This is a genomic window from Dysgonomonas sp. Marseille-Q5470, from assembly GCF_951230145.1.
Classification (GTDB): Bacteria; Bacteroidota; Bacteroidia; order Bacteroidales; family Dysgonomonadaceae; genus Dysgonomonas.
The window spans coordinates 29,757-55,227 of sequence record NZ_CATNVE010000011.1 but is presented as its reverse complement, the minus strand read 5'-3'; the positions used below and the strand labels follow the sequence as shown (position 1 = coordinate 55,227).

The 25,471-nt window shown below is 35.2% G+C and carries 22 protein-coding genes; 17 read left to right on the top strand and 5 right to left on the bottom strand.

The window, feature by feature from the left end; genetic code table 11:
* The 10 genes from QOX35_RS14895 (at window position 1) to QOX35_RS14850 (ending at window position 9,414) form a co-directional block, all read left to right on the top strand.
* Window positions 1-906 (top strand): glycosyltransferase family 2 protein, encoded by a 906-nt coding sequence (locus tag QOX35_RS14895; RefSeq protein WP_283687600.1) that lies wholly within the window; start codon window positions 1-3, stop codon window positions 904-906.
* Window positions 903-1,691, top strand: coding sequence for a glycosyltransferase family 2 protein (locus QOX35_RS14890; protein WP_283687599.1), 789 nt, complete (start codon window positions 903-905; stop codon window positions 1,689-1,691). Before QOX35_RS14895 ends, QOX35_RS14890 begins: the two co-directional genes overlap by 4 nt.
* 10 nt (window positions 1,692-1,701) lie before the next feature.
* Complete coding sequence (locus tag QOX35_RS14885) at window positions 1,702-2,547, top strand: glycosyltransferase family 2 protein (RefSeq protein ID WP_283687598.1); 846 nt, start codon at window positions 1,702-1,704, stop codon at window positions 2,545-2,547.
* 65 nt (window positions 2,548-2,612) lie between these two features.
* Window positions 2,613-3,467, top strand: a complete 855-nt coding sequence (locus QOX35_RS14880; RefSeq protein WP_283687597.1) for a glycosyltransferase — start codon at window positions 2,613-2,615, stop codon at window positions 3,465-3,467.
* 6 nt (window positions 3,468-3,473) lie between these two features.
* Window positions 3,474-4,595: a DegT/DnrJ/EryC1/StrS family aminotransferase gene (locus QOX35_RS14875; protein ID WP_283687596.1), complete on the top strand. Its 1,122-nt coding sequence runs from the start codon at window positions 3,474-3,476 to the stop codon at window positions 4,593-4,595.
* On the top strand, window positions 4,592-5,287 hold the full coding sequence (locus QOX35_RS14870; RefSeq protein ID WP_283687594.1) for a WbqC family protein: 696 nt from the start codon (window positions 4,592-4,594) through the stop codon (window positions 5,285-5,287). Before QOX35_RS14875 ends, QOX35_RS14870 begins: the two co-directional genes overlap by 4 nt.
* A gap of 62 nt (window positions 5,288-5,349) precedes the next feature.
* Entirely contained in the window at window positions 5,350-6,303 is a 954-nt protein-coding gene (locus QOX35_RS14865; RefSeq protein WP_283687593.1) for an aspartate aminotransferase family protein, read from the top strand.
* Window positions 6,304-6,354: 51 nt separating this feature from the next.
* Window positions 6,355-7,560 carry a hypothetical protein gene (locus QOX35_RS14860; RefSeq protein WP_283687592.1) on the top strand — a complete coding sequence of 402 codons (1,206 nt, stop codon included), beginning with the start codon at window positions 6,355-6,357 and terminating at the stop codon, window positions 7,558-7,560.
* Between the two features lie 147 nt (window positions 7,561-7,707).
* A complete protein-coding gene (locus QOX35_RS14855) occupies window positions 7,708-8,589 on the top strand; it encodes a glycosyltransferase (protein ID WP_283687591.1) in 882 nt (293 codons plus the stop codon).
* A gap of 3 nt (window positions 8,590-8,592) precedes the next feature.
* Window positions 8,593-9,414, top strand: coding sequence for a glycosyltransferase family 2 protein (locus tag QOX35_RS14850; protein ID WP_283687590.1), 822 nt, complete (start codon window positions 8,593-8,595; stop codon window positions 9,412-9,414).
* 1 nt (window position 9,415) lies between these two features.
* Here the strand turns inward: QOX35_RS14850 and QOX35_RS14845 are convergent, their stop codons facing one another.
* Window positions 9,416-10,783 (bottom strand): methyltransferase RsmF C-terminal domain-like protein, encoded by a 1,368-nt coding sequence (locus QOX35_RS14845; protein WP_283687589.1) that lies wholly within the window; start codon window positions 10,781-10,783, stop codon window positions 9,416-9,418.
* 379 nt (window positions 10,784-11,162) lie between these two features.
* Here QOX35_RS14845 and QOX35_RS14840 point away from each other — a divergent pair, with 379 nt between their 5' ends.
* Window positions 11,163-12,407 carry a hypothetical protein gene (locus QOX35_RS14840; RefSeq protein WP_502846773.1) on the top strand — a complete coding sequence of 415 codons (1,245 nt, stop codon included), beginning with the start codon at window positions 11,163-11,165 and terminating at the stop codon, window positions 12,405-12,407.
* Window positions 12,408-12,413: 6 nt separating this feature from the next.
* Complete coding sequence (locus QOX35_RS14835; RefSeq protein ID WP_283687587.1) at window positions 12,414-13,118, top strand: SAM-dependent methyltransferase; 705 nt, start codon at window positions 12,414-12,416, stop codon at window positions 13,116-13,118.
* Window positions 13,119-13,270: 152 nt separating this feature from the next.
* On the opposite strand, the gene QOX35_RS14830 is transcribed toward QOX35_RS14835, so the two are convergent.
* Together QOX35_RS14830 and QOX35_RS14825 are read right to left on the bottom strand one after the other, a co-directional pair.
* Complete coding sequence (locus QOX35_RS14830; protein ID WP_283687586.1) at window positions 13,271-14,956, bottom strand: B12-binding domain-containing radical SAM protein; 1,686 nt, start codon at window positions 14,954-14,956, stop codon at window positions 13,271-13,273.
* A gap of 108 nt (window positions 14,957-15,064) precedes the next feature.
* Window positions 15,065-16,765 (bottom strand): SulP family inorganic anion transporter, encoded by a 1,701-nt coding sequence (locus QOX35_RS14825; protein WP_283687584.1) that lies wholly within the window; start codon window positions 16,763-16,765, stop codon window positions 15,065-15,067.
* Between the two features lie 240 nt (window positions 16,766-17,005).
* On the opposite strand from QOX35_RS14825, the gene rbr reads away from it, so the two are divergent.
* On the top strand, window positions 17,006-17,584 hold the full coding sequence (gene rbr / locus QOX35_RS14820) for a rubrerythrin (RefSeq protein WP_006843541.1): 579 nt from the start codon (window positions 17,006-17,008) through the stop codon (window positions 17,582-17,584).
* A gap of 92 nt (window positions 17,585-17,676) precedes the next feature.
* Here the strand turns inward: rbr and QOX35_RS14815 are convergent, their stop codons facing one another.
* Together QOX35_RS14815 and QOX35_RS14810 are read right to left on the bottom strand one after the other, a co-directional pair.
* Complete coding sequence (locus tag QOX35_RS14815; RefSeq protein ID WP_006843542.1) at window positions 17,677-18,537, bottom strand: sigma-70 family RNA polymerase sigma factor; 861 nt, start codon at window positions 18,535-18,537, stop codon at window positions 17,677-17,679.
* Between the two features lie 227 nt (window positions 18,538-18,764).
* A complete protein-coding gene (locus QOX35_RS14810; protein ID WP_283687582.1) occupies window positions 18,765-20,276 on the bottom strand; it encodes a Do family serine endopeptidase in 1,512 nt (503 codons plus the stop codon).
* A 564-nt stretch (window positions 20,277-20,840) separates the two neighbouring features.
* Between QOX35_RS14810 and QOX35_RS14805 the strand changes: the two genes are divergently transcribed.
* From QOX35_RS14805 to QOX35_RS14790, 4 genes are all read left to right on the top strand, one after another.
* Window positions 20,841-22,295 carry a sodium:solute symporter gene (locus tag QOX35_RS14805; RefSeq protein ID WP_283687581.1) on the top strand — a complete coding sequence of 485 codons (1,455 nt, stop codon included), beginning with the start codon at window positions 20,841-20,843 and terminating at the stop codon, window positions 22,293-22,295.
* A 43-nt stretch (window positions 22,296-22,338) separates the two neighbouring features.
* Window positions 22,339-22,644: a thiosulfate sulfurtransferase GlpE gene (glpE, locus tag QOX35_RS14800; protein WP_283687580.1), complete on the top strand. Its 306-nt coding sequence runs from the start codon at window positions 22,339-22,341 to the stop codon at window positions 22,642-22,644.
* A gap of 95 nt (window positions 22,645-22,739) precedes the next feature.
* Entirely contained in the window at window positions 22,740-23,393 is a 654-nt protein-coding gene (locus tag QOX35_RS14795) for a hypothetical protein (protein ID WP_283687579.1), read from the top strand.
* Between the two features lie 228 nt (window positions 23,394-23,621).
* Complete coding sequence (locus tag QOX35_RS14790) at window positions 23,622-25,469, top strand: 2-oxoacid:acceptor oxidoreductase subunit alpha (RefSeq protein ID WP_283687578.1); 1,848 nt, start codon at window positions 23,622-23,624, stop codon at window positions 25,467-25,469.
* The last annotated feature ends 2 nt before the right edge of the window (window positions 25,470-25,471 follow it).

Sequence of the window (25,471 nt, the reverse complement as noted above, 5' to 3'; positions counted from 1 at the left end):
ATGGTATCAGTTATTCTTCCCAATTATAATCATGCTCCATATCTGAGACAACGTATTGAATCAATACTAAATCAGACATACCAGAATTTTGAGCTGATCATTCTGGATGATTGTTCACCGGACAATAGTAAAGATGTAATTGAAGAATATAGAAGTAATTCTCATATATCGCATATTGTATATAATGAGACTAATTCCGGTTCTACATTCAAACAGTGGAAGAAAGGGATTGAGTTAGCCCAAGGAGAATATATCTGGATTGCTGAAAGTGACGATTATGCAGAGCTTACGTTTCTTGAAAAAACGATGGGTTCTATTTCTAAATATAATTCAGTACTCTGCTTTGCTCTTACAACAATCGTTGACAAAGGCGGCAATAGAGTAATGGAGCAACCCACTATCCTACCCGATTACTCGATGGATATCAATCTGTTCACTGAGAACTACTTATTATATAGCAATCCTATTTGCAATGCCAGTATGGTGATTTTCAAGAAAGATGCTATCGCCGCAAATCTGTGGAACAATATTATAAATTTCAAATACTGTGGTGACTGGTTATTATGGGGCAGCTTTTGCGGTGAGGGAGAAGTTACGGTGTCTGAAGTAAAAGAGTATCTAAATTATTTTAGAACACATTCGGTAAATGTATCAAACAAATCCGAAGATAGAGGACTGGGAATATTAGAGGGTTATAAAGTTTCCGAAATTATAGCAAAAAGGCTACATTTGAAGTTAGATAAAGAATATAGCAAGAATTGGTATTACAAATGGCAATCATATAAATTAAAATTTTCATACCCGGATTTTGTAAACAAAGCTATTTTATCAATGTTTATAAAAAAACGCCCGATGGTTGCCTATTATGAACTCAAAAGATTAATATCGAGACTTATAATAAGATGAAAGTATCTATTGTAACAATTAACTATAACAATGCCGCAGGGTTAGAGAAAACGATTAACAGCGTTATCTCTAATGATCTGTATGACATTGAATATATTCTTATTGATGGGAACTCTACCGATGGAAGTGTTGATGTTATAAAAAAATACGAAAGCAAAATAAACTTTTGGATCAGCGAACCTGACTCTGGCATATATAATGCTATGAATAAAGGGATCAGGCAAGCAACAGGGCAATATATATTGTTCGTAAACAGTGGAGATGTAATAAAAGAGGATTGTGATTTACAATCGATTATATCCCAAATTACAGGGGAAGATATCGTATATTTTGATATGGAAATTGCCGATAGTTTATCAAATACAAGCTATATAAAACAATATCCTAGCAATCCTGATTTTAAATATTTTGCAGAAGACACGCTACCACACACAGCTTCTTTTATAAAAAAAGAACTTTTGGTAAAATATGGCTATTATTCGGAAGAAAAAAAGATAACTTCAGACTGGGCTTTCTTTATGGATGCTATATGCCTGCTAAGATGTACATACAGACATATTGATGGTTGTTTCTCTACTTTCTATATTGATGGAATCAGTTCGAATGCTTCAAACAAGCAATTGCTTATAGATGAGCGCAACGAACATATAGCTCGCTCTTATCCTATCTATAATACCTTATATAAAGACTGGATGGATAAAAGACAAGAGCTATATAAATTAAAAACATCAATAAGTGTAAGGTACTTAAAGAAGCTAGGTTTACTAAAATGGCTTAAACTATAAACTTTATATTATGAACCCTATCATATCCGTTATCATGCCGTGCTATAATCAGGCTAAATATATGCCTGAGGCACTACAATCACTTCTCGATCAGGATTATCCTCATTGGGAATGTATTATGGTTAATGATGGTTCACCTGACAATACAGAAGAAGTTGCAAAGCTATGGATAGAAAAAGACAAGCGGTTCAAATATTTTTGGAAAGAAAACAGCGGGGTTTGTGATACCAGAAACTATGGAGTTGTTCAAGCTATTGGAGAATATATAGTTCCTTTGGATGGAGACGATAAGTTAGGTCCTCATTATTTTAGCGAGGCAATAAAGGCATTTACAAAAGACCCTGAGATAAAACTAATATATAGTGATACAATATTATTTGGCGATGTAAATGAAAAAAGGATAAATCCTGATTTTGTATTTGAAAAAATGCTTACGGAAAATCAAATCTACAATTCAGCCATATTCCGAAAATCTGACTTTCTTGAAGCTGGAGGTTACAATCCGAATATGTTTGACGGTATAGAGGACTGGGATTTTTACCTTTCGTTGATCACACCGAATGATAGGGTTATAAAACTTAATGACTTTCACTATTATTATAGGATAAAAGAAGTTTCACGATCGATGCGTATATTCCGTGAAACAGATAAAAATGATGCAATGCTTTTACAAATGTTTAAGAATCATATACCTTTGTTTCTTGAGTATTTGAATCCTGTTAGAGATCGGATTAAAGCAGAAACATACAATAAAGAACTTTACTGGCATTATCATACCCCAGAATACAAATTGGGTAGAATGATATACAAACCATTCCGTTTTGTACAAAAAGTATTAAGAAAGCTCTTTTCATAACTGTATTTTTACAGAGAAAAGACCATTGGACAATATTCGAATGTAAGAACAGAGTTTTACAAAATATGAAAATAAATATCATACTCATCACATACAATCACAGCAATTATATACGTCCGGCATTGGAGAGTATTTTGATGCAGGAAACATCTCACAATGTTGAGATTATTGTTGCCGACGATTGCTCTACCGACAATACTGTAGAGATTATAAAGGAGTATGAATCGAAAACAAAATTTGTTTTTCATTATCTACATAAAGGCCAAAATGTAGGATATATACGCAATTACCAACAGGCTTTTGCAACATGTACAGGAGACTATGTTGCCATCATGGAAGGTGACGACTATTGGGTAAAGGCATCCCACCTGGAGAATCATATCAATCATCTGGAGAAGATACCAAACTCCTCTATGAGTTACAACAGACACATACGCTTGTTTGAAGATCAACATACAGAAGAAATATTTGACTGGACTCTTGATACAGACTATGAACTGATCACTACCGATCAGTTGGCATTGGGAAACCGCATAGGTAATCTGTCTTGTTGCGTATTCAGAGGAAAACATATACAGCAATTAGACCCAAAACTGTTTGATATGGAAATAGCCGATTGGATGCTAGGGATGTATATGGGACAATTTGCACCCTTGCTATATCTCAAAGACGTAACTTCGGCATATAGGATACATGATAACGGACAATGGTCGCGGATGGACGAAAAAGACCAGTGTGCAAAGATTATCGAGCTGATTAATGAATACGATAAGTATTTAAACTATAACTATACAGAAACCTTCACAAAACATAAACGGAGACTCGAAATTTTGCTTTACGGAGATAAATCTTTTAGAGGCAGAATAAAGAGCTTTACTCCTTTATGGATTAGAAACTTATACAATAAACTTATTAGGTAAAAGATTATGAACAAGAAAATAATGGTTACCCAACCGGCAATTCCACCTTTGGATGAATTTATTCCCTATCTGCAAAAAATATGGGATAATAAATGGTTGACAAACAATGGTCCGTTTCATGAACAGTTCGAAAAAGAACTGGCAGACTATCTTGGCGTTAAGCATATCTCTGTATTTGCCAATGGGACACTGGCATTAATAACAGCATTACAGGCTTTACGTATCACAGGTGAAGTTATAACCACTCCATTCAGCTTTGTTGCAACAACACACTCATTGTGGTGGAACAACATCAAGCCTGTTTTTGTAGACATAGATAGCAAGAACTATAATATAGATCCCGAAAAGATAGAAGCAGCCATTACGCCAAAGACAACCGCCATCATGCCGGTGCATGTCTATGGCAATCCGTGCAATGTAGAAGAAATACAACGCATAGCAGACACCTACGGGCTACGTGTAATATATGATGCTGCTCATGCTTTTGCTGTTAAAAAAGATGGACAGTCGGTAATGAATTGGGGTGATTTATCTATTCTCAGTTTCCATGCAACAAAGGTTTACAATACAATAGAAGGAGGTGCGATTGTTTGTCAGGATGAAAAGACGAAACAGCGTATCGATTTATTAAAGAACTTCGGATTCAGGAACGAAACAACTGTTATTGAGCCGGGTATAAATGCCAAGATGAATGAATTGCAAGCAGCTTATGGCTCACTGCAATTGAAACATGTAGATAATTATATCGCTAAACGTCTGGAGCTGGCTAAATTGTACGACAACCTGCTGAAAGATGTAAAAGGAATCACTTATATGGCTGTAGGCGAAGGAGTAGAGCATACTTACCCTTATTATCCAATACGAGTAAATACAGCTGGGTATGGCATGAATCGTGATGATCTGTACTTCAAGTTACAGGAGTATGATATATTCGGACGCCGTTATTTCTATCCTCTTATAAGTGATTTCCCGACATATAGAGGACTGCCTTCTGCCAGTGTTAGCAACCTGCCAGTTGCAGCACAAGTGTCTAAAGAAATTGTATGCTTACCGATGTACACAGATTTGGAGTTTGAAGAAGTAGAAAAAATATGCGAGCTAATTAAAAATAAACCTTGGGAAAAATGATTTTAGGAATAATGCAGCCTTATTTTATGCCATACATTGGCTATTTTCAGCTACTGAATGCCGTAGATAAGTATGTAATATACGATAATGCTAAATATACAAAAAAAGGATGGATCAACCGTAATCGCATCCTACAAAACAACAAGGATACGCTAATCTCAATATCGGTAGAAAAAGATTCCGATTATCTGGATATAAAAGATCGCTCTGTAGCCGATTCTTTCGATAAGAAAAAATTAATAAATCAGATAAGAGAATCATATCGCAAGGCTCCTTATTTTGAGCAGGTGATACCAATTGTGGAAGATATTATCAACTACGAAGAGAAAAATCTTTTCTTATATATTTATAATTCAATCAAAGAGGTTTGTAAATATCTGAATATTCATACTGAAATTATTATTTCATCAACAATTGATATAGATCAAACTCTTGCGGGACAAGATAGGGTAATAGCTATATGTAAGACTCTAGGAGCAAAAGATTATTATAATGCAATTGGCGGACAAGAACTGTACCATCCAAAGGACTTCGAGAAAAAGGGAGTAAGCCTCCGCTTCTTATCATCCAATCTTGTTGCTTATAAACAATTCAATAATGATTTCATCCCTTGGCTATCGATTATAGACGTTATGATGTTCAACAGTTTGGCAGAAATACAAGATATGCTAAATGAGTACAAATTGATTTAACGTTACAAAAAAGCTAAAATATTATTAATCATAGGTAATACTTCATAGAAAATATTAAAGACATGAAAGAGATAGGAGGATACTTCGAACTTCAACTTCGCAAAGGAGAACATTATCATAAAGGAGCATTACATCTAAATACTGCTCGCAACTGTCTTGAATATATACTAAGAGCAAAGAAATATAAAAAGATATATATTCCATATTTGAACTCTGAAGTTATCTGGGAACCTATAAAGAAACTAGGGATCGAATCTGAATTCTATTCTGTAGATTCCCGCCTCAATCCTATTTTCGATAAAGAATTAAAAGAAGATGAAGTGTTTTTTTATTCCGACACTTATGGCATAAAGTGTTGCACCGTTTTGCAGCTTGTCAAAGAATTTGGAAAACAATTGATAGTTGATAATACGCATGCTTTCTTTTCGAAACCTTACGAAGGTATCGACACAATATATTCTCCACGCAAATTTTTTGGACTCCCCGACGGAGCTTATCTATATACAGATACTTTTCTGAATGAAGAGCTTGAGCAAGACTTCTCTATTCCACATATGACACATTTGATGAAACGGATCGAATACGGTAATGCCAGTGCTGCCTATGAGGATTATCTTGACTACTGCGCAAGCCTCGTTGGCCAACCAATAAAGCGGATGTCGAATCTTGCTTCTGCATTGCTATCTAACATAGACTACGAAAATCTAAAAGAAAGACAGATAAAAAACTTTAACTATTTACATTCTGTCTTGGGGAAAGATAATAAGTTTGAATATGATAACTTTCCCTCAGATACGTGCCCACTGAGTTATATGTTCTATTCAGAAGATCGTGATTTAAGAAAGAATCTGATTGATAACAAAATATATGTATCTACATATTGGAAGGAAACACTAGGACTTGTAGAAAAAGGCTCTCCCGAATATAAGATAGTCAACTACCTGTTGCCTCTACCTTGCGATCATCGATATGATGAAGAGGATATGGAAAGAATAATAAATGTGATAAATAGCTGATTTTGTGATACAAATAAATATTAACAACATAAAACAGTATATCCTATAATTATGAATCGTTGTTTATCTTTGATTATTTTCAGTTCATTATTCTGGAATCTTAATGCTCAAAATATTAAGAAGATATGTGATGATACCTTGTATTTAAAAACGAATGAAAAAATTTATAAAAAACTTGATTTACCCGATCTCCTCAGCTCCAAACATGATTTTTATTTTAGATTCAAAAATTATGGTCAGATTATTGACATATGGATGGATCAAGGGCTTATGGGAGGGACATTGACTAATTATAGATTTAAAACGAAAAAGAATTCGAATAAAGACAGTGATACTATATATTTAAAGCAAGAAATAAACCAAACTAAAATAGCTAAGATATACAATATTATAAACGATTCAAAAATCTTAGAATTAAAAATAGATAGAGAGATTGAGGGATGGAAACAAGGTTTTGATGGCATAACTTATTGTATAGAATATACAAATAAGGATGAATATCACTTTAAGAAGTATTGGAATCCTGAAACTAATAGATCATTAAAAGAAGCTATTATAGTTAGTGATTTCATAAATAAGATATCTGGAATTTTAGAATTAGAAGAAAGTAAAAGAAAGTTTGAATCTAAATTTTCAGCGACAGGATGTTATAAGACAGAAGGAATGTTGGTTATGTGCTACTTATACGACTTATATTCTTTTGGATACTCAGGTTCTACCAGATTACCGTTAGGCTATGAAGCAAAAATCTATTTTGGAGGGATAAGCAACATAAAGACAAATCTAGGGTTATCTTTGACTCATCAGTTCGATAGCAAAGGATCATATGATATTAGCACAATTATAGGCTATCATAATCTATTTATAAAAAGTAAGAAAAGCTCAAATGATTATTTATCATACGGATACAGAATACGAAAACTAAAATATATAGATAACAAAATAAAATGGCAAAATCACTCTCTTCTTTATCGTTATAATATAAAAGATATAAGCTTGGGATTAGGTGCTAATTACCTAATAGGACGAAAAAAGAAAGTTGGAGGGACTATTTATGCCGACAAATCATTCTCTCAAGCTCAAATAACCATAGCTTCTGAATATTTTATATATAACAAACAGTTTGACTATAAGATATCATTATCAAAAAGATTTCGATTATACGCAGAAAATATCCATAACTTTTCAATAGGTTTGTATTATGAAAGTTTCTTAGACAAAGACAATATAGGTTGGAAGCTAAATATTTATCTATAATTAATTCTCTATTAATTAGATCATATATTCTTACACAAAAATTATCTTTATAAAATGTTTTTATTGGGGAAAGATAAAATAACAATCAAAAAGAATAATAAACCTGTTACTTTTGTCACCTTTTAAGAGTTTGAACACCATTATTCAATGATAAACAAAGAGCACAACATAATCGTATCTGCCTCCATGATTACTTATAATCATGAAAAGTTTATAGCGGAGGCTATAGAAGGAGTTGTAATGCAGAAAACCGACTTTCCATTCGAATTGGTAATCGGTGAGGATTGCAGTACAGACAATACCCGTGCTATTTGTATAGAATATCAGAAGAAGTATCCCGACATTATACGATTAAGATTACCTGAAACCAATCAGGGGATGATGCTCAACTGGATAAACAATATTAATAGCGGGCGTGGAAAATATATAGCGCTGTGTGATGGTGATGATTTTTGGACTGACCCTTACAAACTCCAAAAGCAAGTCGATTTTATGGAGGCTAATCCCGACTTTGCTATGTGCTCTCATAAGGTACATACTCTGATGTGCGGACATTTGGATGAAAATATAGAGATGGAACGGGATGTATTGACTACAACAGACATTATTCAAAAAGATTGGGGGTTACTTACTGCCTCTATCCTTTTTCGTAAAGATGCACATAAAACACCGGACTGGTACTATACTGTAAAAAATGGAGATTACGCTCTTCAACTGATTGTGTCACTATCGGGTAAGATAAAATTCCTACCTGATTATATGGCGGTCTATAGGCAACATCTCGGAGGAATATCTTCTACTCTAAAGCCTCTAAATCAAACAGCCTGGATGGTTTATTTATTGCATGAGTTTAATACATATACAAACGGTAGCTATAAGAGAACAATCATTGAGCGGATAAAAAGGATGTACAAAATACAGATATATTACGCTAAGGGCTATAGCCTGCGTAAAGCGGCCACAGTCTTATCACTTTATCAGAAGCTTGTATTCTTAAATCCTTTCTTAATAAAATCGAGGCGAAAGTAAATCATGAAACTATCAATTATAACTGTCAATTTGAATGATAAAGCGGGTCTTGAAAAAACCGTAAAGAGTGTTATTTCACAGTCTTTCTCCGACTTTGAATTTATCATTATTGACGGTCAGTCTACAGATGGCAGTATCGATGTAATAGATCAATATAAAAGCAAGATCAGCTACTGGGTAAGTGAAAAAGATAGTGGTATTTACAATGCTATGAATAAAGGTATCCAACAAGCTAAAGGCGAATATCTATATTTTCTCAATTCTGGCGATGTATTATACAATGAGAATGTCCTTCATGATATATTCAATGATGATCCCCACGAACCTTTTATCTGCGGAAATTTTTATATGGAAGTTGGAGGAAAGTTAGAGGCAGATAAATCGTACAAAGGTCGTGATTGGTGTTTTGCTATCTATGACTTGTTTGCCGGTTTCTTATGTCATCAGGCCTTCTTTATACACAAATCGAACTTCGAACAATACGGACTATACAGCGAAGACCTTAAAGTTATGTCCGACTGGAAGTTATTTTTCCAAGGAATTGCACTCGACCATTTACCTGTGAGATATGTAGACACTTTTATTTCCATTTATAATATGGAAGGCTTTAGCACACAAATTGGGGGAGCAATTATATACAAAGAGAAGCTGCAAGTATGCAATGAACTTCTTAGTCCCTCACTGACAGAAAAACTCAAAAGATTATATTATCTCGATCAGAATGGATTTGTGACCGACATAATGAAATCTAAAACATGGATATACAACGGATTCCGTGTATTTGCAAAGATTGGTCGTACCCTAGGTTTTATAAAAACTGATTAGATTAGATAACATTCACCTCAGCCTCAGGAATATTTGCTGAACGTATTCGCCATTCTTGTGGATAAAGGTTATTAGCACGATTACCTATATTCTTTACAAACCCCAATGGCTTGTTCCTATAGGTAATTAAGATATAGCCTTTTGGCTGATCTTGCAATAATAGCGTCTCTTTGCGTAGATAAGCTATAGCGGTTTTCCAGTCCACGTCATAAGTAGTGAAATTCACAGCATTGAGACATGTACTTAATGCTAGAGACTGATCCGGGATAAAATCCTTTCCTTTAACCTCTCCCAAGCAGATTCCTTCTGAGATAACATTCAACTGCGACTTTATCAGAGTAAGGTCATTATACAGAAGTGAAGGAAAAGCAAACCATCTATCCTTTTGAGAATAGAATGTAAATGATTCATTATCTTTCACATAGTCTTTACAATCAAATGGAATAATACTTTTTGATGTTTTCTCTTTATCCTTCCTCCTCTTTAAAGAACCTTCGTCAGAAGTCTTTCTAAGTAAAGCACAGAAGAATCCTTCTCCTTTAGTCTTATGGGGGAAGAATCGATAAGCAGGAAAACTATCTCGTAAAGAAGGGCTTACCTCCCACTCTTCTTTAACGTCTATTGGTAAAACCTCTGCTCCCAACTCTTCACAAATCCATTGTACATTGTCTTCGTTTTCATCCACATTGTATGTACATGTACTGTATAATAACAAGCCGTCAGTTTTGAGAGCCGGCCATATATCTGCCAAAATACGTTGCTGACGTTCTTTACAGAGCTTGACATTGTCTATCGACCATTCCGATCTTGCACCCTCATCTTTTCGGAACATACCCTCCCCTGAGCACGGAGCATCCACTAATATAAAATCAAAGAAGCCTTGTAGTTTTCCGATCTGGTGCGGATCGTTGTTAGTCACGACCGTATTAGGATTACCCCACTTTGTTATATTCTCAGCCAATATATTCGCTCTGGTGCGGATTACCTCATTAGAAACTAAAAGACTACCCTCTCCCATTATATCAGCTATCAGAGTCGATTTACCGCCGGGAGCAGCGCAAAGATCAAGGATACGCACATCATCCTCTGCAACATATTGTCTGAAAGCTTGTTCTATAAACATTGAAGAGGCCTCTTGTACATAATAACATCCGGCATGAAGCAACGGATCGAAAGTAAATGAAGGCCTTTGAGGTAGGTAATATCCTGATTGAGACCACAGAACTCTATTGAGTAACGGTTTCTCAGTCTTATGATTATTTATTCTAATGCTCGTAGGAGATTGACTGTTTAGAGCTTGTACAAAAGCATCCCATTCTTCCCCTAAAAGGACTTTTGTACGGGTAATAAAGTCAGAAGATAAATCCATTATCATATATTTATTACAAAGTTATATTAATTTGCAAAACTATTATAAATACAATTATTTATTCTTTTGAATAATATTCTTTACTTTTACTTTCGATTCAAAGTAATAATTTAAATTAATGATAAGAAAAGAAATAATTTCAGAGAAAAAAACACTAATTATACTTTTCGTTTATTCATTCCTTTTACTGTTTTTTTGTTCTAAAATGTCACCGTTATACCCTTTTAATGAATGGGATGATATAAATCTATATTTTACAATTGGAAAAGGAATTTTTAATGGAAAAATTATTTACTCTGAATTATTTGATCATAAGGGACCGCTAATATTTTTCATTTATGGCATAGCGTATCTTATTTCTAACACAACCTTCTTTGGAATGTATATCATTGAAGTGCTGATGTGGGCTTTTATGATATGTGCCGGATATTTTACAGCCAAGCTATATATAGATAAAATATATGCCTTCATCGTAGCTCTTATCTATCCTTTATTCACCTTGCCACATATATTGGAAGGAGGTTCGGCAGAAGAAATGATACTTGTATTTGCAACTATTAGTCTCTTCTTCTTTTTATCTCATTTTAAAGACAATAGCAAAACACATAAACCTCTAATCATGCTTATTCATGGTATTATGTGTGCTGCTACCATGCTGATAAAAATCAATTTAGTTGTTTTTTGGTTCTTTCCATTGGCAGCTGTATTTATTAATCTTATCATAGGAAAAAATTATAAAAACTTATTTCAGAATATTCTTGCCTATATTGCAGGACTACTAATATTATTCTTGCCCATAATCTTTTATTTTATTTACAATAATGCTCTTTCTGATGCTTGGAATACATATATCGTATTGAATAGCAAATATGCCAGATTTAATGCGAATGAGATGATAGAATTAGTTATTGTACGCTTTTATCAACGTATAAGATTTGAACCACTCACTTATTTCTTTATCTATACAGGCTCTTTTTACTTTCCTACAAAATATATTCGTAATACACTATACAAAGCCTCGATCATATTGTCTTTCTTTGCTGTACATATTATCATATCTATGACATTTCTCTTTATGTACTATTATACTATTCCTTATTACATTTTCAGCCTGTTAGGGGGGATTGCAATAGTAGATATTATTCGCAAATTCCTAAAACTACAACCCAAATGGTATTTTTATATCCTCTTCTTTGTATTAGCTATTGGAATAGGAACAAGAGAAAAGAACTTTTTTTCATTATCCAAAGCGGAACTATTAAGAAAAGAAGAACCTGACAATCCGACCTTTGTTTTTAGTAACATTGTAATGAAGGAAAGCAACCCCACACTGCTCAATCTTGGTTTAGACCTCGGTAGTGGCGTATTTACAAAAGCGAATATTGTACCGAATGTCAAATACTTTATTTCACCAAATCTACCTCATTCTATCTATCCCGAAATGAGGGATGAGCAGACGAAGTACATAGAAAATAAAAAAGTCCAGTTCATCATATTATCCCAATTCTCTCTCAACTTCGACTATTTCTTCAACTTACCGGCTTTGAATGAGAATTATAAGATAGTAGACACATATATTGAAGATAAATTCAAAACCTATTATTTATATAAACTAAAAGACTAAAGTGCTATGCAAGCATCGTTATATCTCATACCCGTCACACTAGGAGAAACTTCTATCGAACAGGTATTGCCTACATACAACAAAGAGATCATCTTACAAATAAAATACTTTATTGTGGAGAATATCCGCTCTGCCCGTCGTTTCTTGAAAAAAGTAGAGAGCAACATCAATATAGATGAACTTACCTTCTACGAGCTGAATAAGCATACCAAGCCCGAGGACATCGAGAATTACCTCAACCCTATGGTAAATGGATTTCATGTGGGTATTATATCCGAAGCGGGCTGCCCGGCGATAGCCGACCCGGGAAGCGACATAGTAGCTATTGCCCAGAAGAAGAATTATAAAGTAGTTCCGTTAGTAGGACCGTCGTCTATTCTTCTTTCGCTTATGGCATCCGGATTTAACGGACAAGGATTTGCATTTCACGGTTATTTGCCTATAGATGGAACAGAACGTATCAGAAAGATCAAACAGCTTGAAAATCTAATACATCACGAGCACCAGACACAGATATTTATAGAAACCCCTTACCGTAATCAGAAGCTGGTTGAAGATATTATCAAGCATTGTACGCCTTCCACAAAGCTGTGCATTGCAATGAACATTACTTGTGAAAATGAGTATATCAGAACTCTGTCCGTAAAACAATGGGCAAAGCAATTACCCGATATGGCAAAACAACTATGTATCTTCCTTTTATATAAATAAGATAGCTACTGTCACTTTTTCATCAAACTGACAAACAGCAATTTACAGACAAAAGGTGACAAAAGTGACACTTTTATATAATTTTTTAAATGTCACTTTTCTTACTGAAAAGATAATCATGTGAAAGAACAATATCTATCAATAAGATAATATTATTCTTTAAATGTATAGGAGAGAAACAAATGCTCTACACTATTATCCTTCTGAAGAAAAACAGTCAATAAATATTCATTGTCACTATTTTCTACAATATCAATAGCGGCTTGCTTTTCTATAATTTTTCTATTCAATCCGTATTTTTGTAAAAATGGTTTGTCATTCCCTATTTGATACAGCAGCTGCTTTCTTTCTCTTTTTTCTATTTTATCGTCCCAAAATCCGTGCGGACGTATCTTAAAGTTACAGTAATAGTCTGTTCTTAACTCTCTAAACAAATCAATGCCTCGGGATAATAAGAAGTTGTGCAAAAACAAAAATATATCTTCTAACCGATAACCATGATGCGGAAGATTATGTAAATTATAATACTGCCCGATTTCATCAAATAGCTCGAAATATCGATCTTTATAATACGTATCGGTCAATACCTGCATGGTACGGCTAAATTTCCCGCTATTCCAATATTTCTCGAGAGCATGCTCGGCATCATGTATACGTTCCAGCTCTTCGTGGGTAATATCATTATTCGACTCTATTTCGTATGGAGCGAGAGTGCTGTATTTGTATCCATATTTATCGGCGTTGCGTCTAAGAGATGTACCTCTCAGCATCTTTAGAAAGCCAAGCTGCAATTCTTTCGCCTTCAAACGAAATACATCATTAAACGACTTTACAAATCGCTCATAAGTCTCGTAAGGCAATCCGGCGATAAGGTCTAAATGCAAATATATTCTACCGCCATCCATCAGCTTTTGTATATTGCCTGCCAGCAATTCAAAATTCTGCTTACGTTTTACTGCAATATTAGTAGGTTCGTAAGTAGATTGAATACCAATCTCAAATCTGAAATAGTTTTCCGGTAAGTTTTTATTGAGGTAATTTATTGATTCGTCAGTCAGCAAGTCCGCATATATTTCAAACTGGCAGCTTAAACCCGGGCGGTAATGATCAATCAAAAAATCAAATACAAATCGTGTATGTTCCTTATTCAGATTAAAGGTACGATCAAGAAACTTGATTTGTTTGGCGTTACTCCGGATAAAATAAGATAGATTATCTACAATATGATGCTTGGGGAAATAACGGACTCCTTTTTCGAGTGAAGACAAGCAGTATTGACATTGATAAGGGCAACCTCGAGATGTTTCGAAATACAGTAATCTGTTTTTCATATTTTCCTTATCTTCTTCCAGTTGGTATGGAGAGGGTAAAAATGCCAGTTTCTCCAAATCAGCTTTAGCGACAATCTTACTTACCGATCCTCTTTTCGACACACCATCTATAATAGGCTTACTTTTAGTGCTTATAGCCGTAAGTAATTCACCTAGTACAAATTCACCTTCCCCGCTAATCAGATAATCGACATTCCAATTTTCCACAAAATAATCAGGCTCATAAGTAACCTCGGGGCCTCCTACGATTACAATGGTTTGTGGACTTTTTTCTTTGATCAAATCAATCAAAAGTTTCACCTTTTCCACATTCCAGATATATACGCTGAGACCAATGACATCAGGGTTCTGTAATAAAAGATCGTCTACAATTGTAGTTATCTCTTCTTTTATTACATATTCCTTAAACGAGATATCAAATTTATCTTTGTTGGCTACATACAACCATCGTAGAGCTAGCGAAGTATGTATATATTTAGCATTGAGCGTGGTCAGTAATACTTTCATTATGTAAAGATACTATGATTAACTCATAATACATTTATACATCGTGCGTAACTTAATCAATTAAACAATATACCTTACCCTCTGATGATATGTTGAGCTTTGGATGCTCTAATCTTCATTTTCGAGTATCTCTTTTGCTCTCGCAATAGCCAGGTTTATGTTATCGCAAATATTAATCTCTCCTATCATATTCGGAATTTCCGACTTTTCTATCATAGCATGCACTTCCGGCCTTACTCCAGACAATACAACTTGTATTCCGTCTTTCATCGATTTTCTGCACAAACTGGTCAGGTTATGTAATCCTGTAGAATCTATAAATGGAACTAAACGCATCCGAATAATTCTTATTTTGGAGCTTTCGCCAATCTCGCGCATACTTTCATCAAACTTATTGGCTATACCAAAGAAAAACGGCCCATCTATTTCATATACTTCAACACCCTCGGGCAATGATAAGATCTCTTCATTTTGAGTAAACTCACTTTCATCCGTCAAGTCTAGTTGGTCTTTTATAACAGACACTTGCGTAACCTCATTTATTCGCTTCAAGAATAAGACAACAGCTAATAGTAGTCCAACTTCTATCGCTACTGTAAGGTCAAATATTACCGTCAGGAAAAATGTAATCAATAATACGGCAATATCGGATTTCTGATTTTTCAAAAGAGCTTTAAATGTACGCCACTCACTCATATTATATGATACAATGACAAGTATTCCGGCAAGACAAGCCATAGGAATGTATTGAGCCAACGGCATAAACAAAAGCAAAATTAGTAACAACACCACTGCATGTACGATCCCGGCAATAGGAGTTCGTCCTCCGTTGTTAATATTGGTCATAGTACGAGCTATAGCTCCTGTTGCAGGTATACCGCCAAACAAAGGTGTCACTATATTTGCCATTCCCTGTGCTATAAGTTCAGTATTAGAATTATGCTTCTCGCCTCCGATCACACCATCAGCAACCGTTGCCGACAAAAGGGATTCTATCGCACCAAGCATAGCTATAGTGATAGCAACGGGCAACAAATCTATAATTGCAGCCATATTAATTACCGGAATTTCTGCATCGGGAATCTCAGCCTTGATTCTGAAGCGATCCCCAATAGTATCTATCACTTCTATGCCGGCATACGTTTTTAATAGATATACAACTACTGTTATTATCAAAATTGCGACGAGTGACCCCGGTATCTTTTTCACAATGCGGGGAGTGATCACAATTATAAAAATACTGGCTATACTGATAAGTGTATTCCACCAGTTGATCGTTCCAAAATATTTAAAATACATTATCCATTTTCCGATAAAATCTCCGGGTAGTTTTTCACCGCCAAAGTTCAATCCGAAAACATCTGCTATCTGGGTTGTAAATATAGTAACGGCGATACCGCTCGTAAAACCTACAATAATAGGATATGGTATGAATTTTATAATCTTCCCGAGCTTAAACACACCTAAAAGTACAAGTATAACACCCGAGATAATAGTTGCAATAATAAGTCCCTTGATCCCATGGGTTTGAACAACTCCATATACAATAACGATAAAAGCTCCTGTAGGACCTCCAATCTGTACCCGGCTTCCACCCATGAACGATATAATAAATCCGGCAATAATGGCCGTTATAATACCCTTTTCGGGAGTAACACCCGATGCTATACCAAAAGCCAAAGCAAGAGGCAGGGCAACAATCCCGACTATAAGGCCTGACATCAGGTCGTTTATAAATTTTTCTTTACTATATGTTTTTAAGGAAATAAATAACTGAGGGGTAAAGTCTTTTAGGAAATCTTTTTTCATAACAAACGAGGAATGGATTAATGTGATTTATTATTTGCTATAAAATACATAAAAAATCTAATATTCTGAAATTACAATATTTAGAAGCACTTATACTCGCTTCTTCCAATTACGTAATAACAAGTCCTGAAGTTCAATTTTCAGGGCACAAAGGTATAAAATCATTTGAATTCTTTCTTAGAAAAGGATTTTAAATATTAAATTTGTAAAAATCATTTTTTTAAAACTATCATCAAGGTTATGGAAAAAAGTATTAAAGGCACAGAAACAGAAAAATGCCTACTCAAATCTTTTGCCGGAGAATCACAGGCAAGAATGCGTTACACAATGTTTGCAAGCACTGCGAAGAAAGAGGGATATGAGCAAATAGCAGCAATATTCCTTGAAACAGCAGATCAGGAAAAAGAACATGCAAAACGTATGTTTAAATTTCTAGAAGGCGGTATGGTTGAAATAACAGCCATGTATCCTGCCGGAAAAGTTGGTACTACCGAAGAAAATTTAATTGAAGCAGCAGCCGGAGAACATGAAGAATGGGCTATTGATTACCCTGCATTTGCTGAAATAGCAGAGAAAGAGGGATTCAAAGAAATTGCAGTAATGTACCGAATGATAGCCAAAGTAGAAAACATGCACGAAGACCGTTACAAAGCTCTATTGGCTCGTGTACAAAGCAATGGCGTTTTCTCTCGCGAAGAAGCTATCGACTGGCAATGCCGCAACTGTGGATTTGTAATCAAAAGCAAGGTGGCACCCAAGACCTGTCCTGCTTGTCTTCACCCACAGGCTTATTTCGAACCACTTAAATGGAATTTCTAAAAAAGAAATTCTAATTTGGTTTGACAAAAAAGAAAAAAGGGAATTAGTTTTACTAATTCCCTTTATAATTTTTAATACCCGACTATTTATTTTTAGCCCAGGTAACTTTTCAATAATTTGCTTCTCGAATTTTGTCTTAAACGCTTAATTGCTTTCTCCTTGATTTGACGTACACGCTCACGTGTCAATTGAAACTTATCACCAATTTCTTCAAGGGTCATTTCTTGATACCCAATACCGAAGAACATTTTGATAATCTCACTTTCTCTTTCTGTCAATGTTGATAATGCACGTTCGATCTCCTGCTGGAGCGATTCGTTTATCAACTTACGGTCTGCAATTGGGGCGTCATCATTTACAAGTACATCTAACAGGCTGTTGTCCTCTCCTTCAACAAAAGGAGCATCCATCGAAATGTGTCGTCCTGAGACTTTCAGCGAATCGGCGATTTTATCAACCGGTATATCTAATTGCTCTGCTAGCTCTTCTGCCGATGGCTTGCGTTCGTTTTCCTGCTCAAACTTAGAGAATGCCTTGCTGATCTTATTCAGCGAGCCTACCTGATTGAGCGGAAGGCGTACGATACGCGATTGTTCCGCTAAAGCTTGCAATATAGATTGGCGAATCCACCATACCGCATAACTGATAAATTTAAACCCTCTGGTTTCGTCGAATTTTTCCGCAGCTTTGATTAGTCCCAAATTTCCCTCATTAATTAGGTCGGGTAAACTTAATCCTTGATTTTGGTATTGTTTTGCAACAGATACCACGAATCTAAGATTGGCTCTAGTAAGTTTTTCGAGTGCTGCACGGTCACCTTTTTTAATAGCCTGTGCTAACTCTACTTCCTCCTCAACCGTAATTAGATCTTCACGACCAATTTCTTGTAAATACTTGTCTAATGACGCGCTCTCGCGATTAGTAATTGACTTTGTAATCTTTAACTGCCTCATATACAGATATGTATAATAAAATACCCCAAAAATGTTTGCAAATATAGTAAAAAAATACTAGATAGCCACCATCAACAGTCTGGTTTTATTGTTGAATGGCTTAAATAATACTTATTAAACAGAATAATTATTTTGTACTTTATAAAGTTTATACATATAAATAACGCTTAAGTAACATTATTGTTTTGAACTTAAGCGTTATTTATATTTTAATACGAATATGATACTTATTCGCTAAGATCTACCGCATAATATTTCCTTGCACCGGATGGGGTTATCCCGGATATGAACAATACTTTATCCTGACTTCCTGCTGTTGATGTAATAATGTTTTCTACCTGACTTGGAGATGATACAGGTTGATTATTTATCTTCTGGATAATAAAACCTTTACTTATCCCTTCTTTGTAGAATTTACCACCATTATCAACACCTGCAACTTCAACACCATAGCTTACGCCCAGGTCTTTCTTCTTGTCTGCCGACAGCTCTTTAAACGCAGCTCCTACAGCAGCTATACCGTCGCCTTTTTTGACTACAGATGTATTACCCGAACTGTTTTTGAGTGTAACATCGTAGGTCTTAGTAGAGCTTCCACGGATTATATCTACTTTCACCTTATCTCCCGGACGGAACCTGTTTACCTGATCTTGAAGTTCACTCACTCCCTTAACCTTCACGCCATTGATAGCCGTGATTACATCACCTTCTTCTAATCCTGCTTGTTTAGCCGGACTCATTTCTGCAAAACCACCAACATAAGCACCTTCATTTGCTTTAAGACCTTTTGTCTTGTCCGGATTAGCCTCTTTCGCTACAGAGATATCTTGAATCATAACACCCAACACAGCACGTTGCACAGTACCATATTCTTTTATATCTGCCACAACTTTTCCTGCGATAGAGATCGGAACAGCAAAACCATATCCGGCAAAGTCACCAGTTTGTGAATAGATGGCAGTGTTGATACCGACTAGTTCTCCATTTGTATTTACAAGCGCACCACCACTGTTTCCTCTATTAATAGCAGCATCTGTCTGTATAAACGATTGAATATCTCCACTATTTGCACCAATGCCACCACGACCTTTAGCACTTACAATCCCGGCGGTTACTGTAGATGTCAGATTGAAAGGATTCCCTACTGCCAACACCCATTCTCCTACTTTCAGGTTATCTGAATTGCCAAATGGTATATATGCAAATTCATTTCCTTCTATTTTCAGCAAGGCGATATCTGTCTGCGGGTCTGTACCGATTAGTTTAGCCGTAAACTTTCTATTGTCGTTTAATGTAACCTCTATCTCATTTGCCTTGTCTATAACGTGATTGTTAGTAACAATATAGCCATCCTTTGAGATAATAACACCCGAACCAAAGCCTACACTCGGCTGGGGAGTACCCAAATCCTGACCTCTATCACCAAATCCGAAAAAGTATTCGAATGGATCGATTGCCCTTTGACGCCCCTGCGCAGGAGCCTGTGATTTTACGGTTGATTTTATATGTACTACAGCATGTACCGAATTCTCAGCCGCCTTAGTAAAATCAGGATATCCTTCCGCGGTCAAACTGGCGAGATGAACTCCTTTCTGATTAAACTCTCCCCCATAATTATAAAAGTCGGCTGAACTATATCCTCTACGATGATCCATAAAGGTATACATACCATAAGTAGCACCTATACTCACTAATGCAACCAAAGCATAGGTTGAAATATTTTTCCAAATCTTTTTCATATGCAAGTATCTTTAATTGTTTAATAACTGATTATTGTCGTTCAATTTATTTTCAAATTTAAATACAAAAACTGTACACTTGATGCAAGATAAGATTATTTTTTAACACTTTTAACCGAGTAAAAATCCTTTATTATTATTTTAACAATTGGAGCCGACTTTTTGTCTGATTTATAATCAAACAGTACTTTTTTATTCCAAATAATATAACGTATCATTAACTTTGAAGAAAGTCTAGAGAAAGGGGTTAAATCAGGATATAATCAACACATAATATCATAAGCTTTCACTAAATCTATTTGTTTATTAATAGTCATTTTCAGAAAAAAATATATTCAACGAATTATTTTCAACTTCTTTATTTCTTACCTTTAGCCCTGCTTAATTATTTTAAGTAAGACTTAAAAATTGATTCAGACATAAACCTATGCCAAATTGTCACCTCTAATTGTATTTTTCTACATTGGTAAAATATAGAGATGACTGACATTGGCTTTGTAAGCAATACTGTCTACATAGAATCGTTTTACAGGAATATATAAAGAATATATAGCTAATCATCTTATGGGGATATACATACTTGTTATTATTGCAGTCTATTTTACGACGCTATTGGTTATTTCTCATTTTGTAAGTAAAAAAAGCAGTGATAATGAAGCATTCTTTTTAGGGAATAGGCAATCTCCTTGGTTTGTTGTTGCCATAGCGATGGTTGGCACATCTATCTCCGGTGTAACTTTTGTATCCGTTCCGGGAATGGTTGGCAAATTTGATATGACATACATGCAAATGGTATTTGGTTTCACCATTGGATATTTCGTCGTAGCCTTCGTATTACTCCCCCTCTATTACAAGCTAAATCTCACGACCATATATGGTTATTTAGAGAAGCGCTTTGGTTTTTATTCATATAAAACGGGAGCTTCTTTTTTTATCTTATCTAAAATCATCGGAGCTGCCGCACGCCTATACCTAGTAGCTATCATATTGCAAACACTTGTTTTCGATCAATGGAATATACCGTTCTTTATTACCGTTACCGGTATCATCCTACTCATCTGGGCGTATACATTCCGCAGTGGCATCAAGACCATTATATGGACAGACACATTACAAACTTCATCTCTGATACTGGGTGTTATACTCATAATATGGCAGGTTGCATCAAAGATGGACTTAGATATATCACAAGCAGTAAATATGATTAGCAACAACGAACATTCCCGCATATTTGTTTTTGACGATTGGGCTTCCCGTCAAAACTTTTTCAAACAATTCCTTAGTGGAGTATTCATTACAATAGTAATGACAGGACTTGATCAGGATATGATGCAGAAGAACTTAACATGCAAGAGCCTCAAAGATGCACAAAAGAACATGGTGACATACGGATTTGCATTTATCCCCATCAATCTGTTATTTTTATCTTTGGGTGTCTTACTTATTTTGTTTGCAAGCCAATTTAATATCACCCTACCCCAACATTCCGATCAGATATTGCCTGTTATGGCAACCGAATATTTAGGTTTTCCCGTACTTATATTTTTCACGATCGGTATAATTGCCGCCGCCTTCTCCAGTGCAGACTCGGCATTAACTGCATTAACAACATCTGTATGTATAGATATCCTTAACATCAAACGAGATAATGAAGAGCAAGCAAAGAAAATAAGAAAAAGGGTACATCAACTTGTGAGTCTGGCATTCTTAATTGTAATCCTTATCATAAATTCTATTCATCAAGAAAACGTATTGGATACTATTTACAAAGTAGCATCATATACCTATGGACCATTGCTAGGATTATTTTTCTTCGGTCTTTTCTCAAAAGTTAGCATACGAGACAAGTATGTGCCATACATATGCATACTTGCACCGGCATTAAGCTATCTCATTGAATTTCTTTCCCTAAGGTTATTTTCTTACACAGTAGGATATGAAATATTATTACTTAACGGGCTGCTAACTGCTATTGGACTATTGTGCCTGAAGCACGATAAACAAACAACATCCGTATAGTTTTGTTATAATAGTATATATAAAATTAAAGAAGTAGACTATTATGGCATTTAAACATATCAATCCCTCTCAAGCTAAAGCATTATTGGTTGAGAATCACGCAGTACTTGTAGATATCAGAGATGAACTAAGTTTTAGCCTTTCTCATGATGATCAAGCAATAAACCTTACCCAATCATCGCTTCCAAAATTTCTATCCGAGACAGAGAAAGATACTCCGGTATTAGTTATTTGTTACCATGGCAATAGTAGCCAACTAGCGGCAGATTTTTTATCGCAACAAGGATTCTCTGATGTATATAGCATTGATGGAGGATATGAAGAGTGGAAGGAATCATTTCAAGTATAAAAATAGTTGATTCTGAAATATCAACATATCACTAATTTAATTATAAAAACTTCTTTCTTGTAGTCTATAATTTTCACTTAAAACATTTATAAATTATGAAAACTAAAGGTGTAGTAATTTTATTTTTATTATTCTCTGTTTTAGAGATGAGTTCTCAAGAAGGTCAGACAAAAAGGTATTTATGTGATCAATTTATGGATGGAAAAATTATATATAAAGATAACAAAAAAATATCAAAAGGGTTCTTTAATTATGACACGGTCAGTGAGAAGCTACTTTTTCTATCCGAAAAAAAAATTATGGAATTATCTGATGTTTCAGATATTGAATATGTTGAATTTAATAAGCGCATATTCGAGCATATAAAAGGCAATGTTTTTTATGAAAAAATAAAAGTTAAAGATCTCTTTTTTTATATCAGAAGATCCTCTAACATTATACAAGAAGGGACTTCTGGTGCATTTGGCACAAAGTCAAATACAACAGCAATAATGAGCATTGGCAGTATACTTGCGGAAGATAAGAAATACAATTTAAACTCTAGTGGATACTCTGTATATCCTAATGACTCTTATTACCTAAAATTAGAATCAAAGTTTAAGCGTTTCAATTCTATCAACTCCCTAGCCAAGCTTTTTAAAGACCAAGAAAGTACAATAAAAGAACAGCTAAAGGAACTAAATCTTGACTTCAAAAACATTGAAGATGTAAAAAAGGCTGTTGAATATTGTTCTCAATTTGTTGAATGACATAAAAAAAGGAATTCCAACTATGCTTTTTCTCTAAAAAATATAGAAAAACGTAATTTATTTTTAAATATAAGAACTCTATTAGTTTAGCCTATCCGAACATAGAAAAGTTTTATCAATAAAGTAGTATTATTTTGATATTTTTCATATAAATAAGTTTGTTTATTCATGAATACTTTTTTCCTTTGTTTAAGATTAAATAAATACTATCTGTTATTAAAGTAAGTAATGCAAAACACAGTAAAAATTAAGGACGTAAAAGACATAGTCGTACGTTTTTCTGGCGATTCGGGAGATGGTATGCAGTTAACCGGAACCATTTTCTCAAACCTCTCTGCTATCTTTGGAAATCAGATAGCTACATTCCCCGATTTTCCTGCAGAAATCAGAGCACCTCAAGGTACTCTGTATGGAGTTTCAGGCTTTCAAGTACATTTAGGTAATCAAATTTACAACTCAGGCGATATGTCTGATGTTTTGGTTGCAATGAACCCTGCTGCTTTGAAAGTAAACGCCAAATCATTGAAAAAAGATTCTGTTATAATTATCGATACAGACTCTTTCGGCAAACGTGATTTGGAAAAAGCTCTATTTGCTACCGAAGATCCATTTACAGAATTAGGACTGACAACACAGCAGATAATCTCCGTACCGATAACAACTCTAACTAAGAGTAGCCTCGAAGGTATGGAAATGGATATGAAATCTCGTGTCAGAAGTAAAAATATGTTTGCATTAGGACTTGTATGCTGGTTATTTAATCGTCCATTGGATGTAGCTAACCATATACTTTCTAACAAATTTGCAAAGAAACCGGTTTTGGTCGAAGCAAACCTTAAAGTACTAGCCGATGGATTTAATTACGGACATAATACCAATATGTCTATCTCTTCATATAGGGTAGAGACTGTAAATATTGACAAAGGATACTATATAGATATTAATGGAAATACAGCAACAGCATATGGACTGATTGCTGCTTCCGAAAATTCTGGTAAACCGCTGTTCTTGGGCTCATACCCCATTACTCCGGCGACAGATATTTTGCAAGAACTTGTTAAATTTAAACAGCTAGGAGTTAAAGCAATTCAGGTAGAAGATGAAATAGCCGGTGTATGTACGGCTATAGGCGCCAGTTTTGCAGGTAACTTAGCAGTTACATCTACATCCGGACCGGGTTTAACCCTCAAAGGTGAAGCTATAGGATTGGCTGTAATGGCTGAATTGCCACTTATTGTTATCGATGTTCAACGAGGAGGCCCATCTACAGGCCTGCCAACTAAAACCGAACAAACCGACCTCAGACAAGCTCTATATGGTCGCAATGGAGAAAGTCCTATTGTAGTACTGGCAGCAGCTAGTCCTACAGATTGCTTTGATATGGCCTATTGGGCATCTAAGATCGCATTAGAGCGTGTTATGCCTGTGATCCTGTTAACAGATGGTTATATAGCAAACGGTTCTTCGGCATGGCGCATTCCAGATTTAGACCAATATCCGACAATAACTCCGCATGACGTATCGCAATACACAGGCAACGAATGGAATAGTGCGTTACGTAATGATGAAACAATGGTTCGCTACTGGGCTGAAGCAGGCTTAGAAGGTTATACACACCGTATTGGTGGACTTGAAAAAGACTTTAAAACCGGAGCCATCTCTACCGACGCAGCTAACCATCAAAAAATGACTGATGTCAGACAACAAAAAGTAGATAAAGTGGCGGATATAATTCCTCAACTGGAGCTAATTGGCGGAGAAGATGCAGAATTACTGGTTATCGGATGGGGTGGAACATACGGACATTTGCGAGAAGCTGTTGAAAAAATGAATATCCTCGGACATAAAGTGGCTTTAGCTCATTTCCGATTTATTAGTCCATTACCTAAGAATACAGAGTCGATACTCCGTAAATTTAAAAATATTATTGTTGCAGAGTTAAACAACGGTCAATTCGCCGGCTATTTGGTGGACAAAATCCCCGGATTGCAAGTATCACGTTACAACAAAGTGGAGGGACAGCCATTCGCTGTTTCTGAATTGATTGAAGCATTCACAAAGAAGTTAGGAGAGTAAAA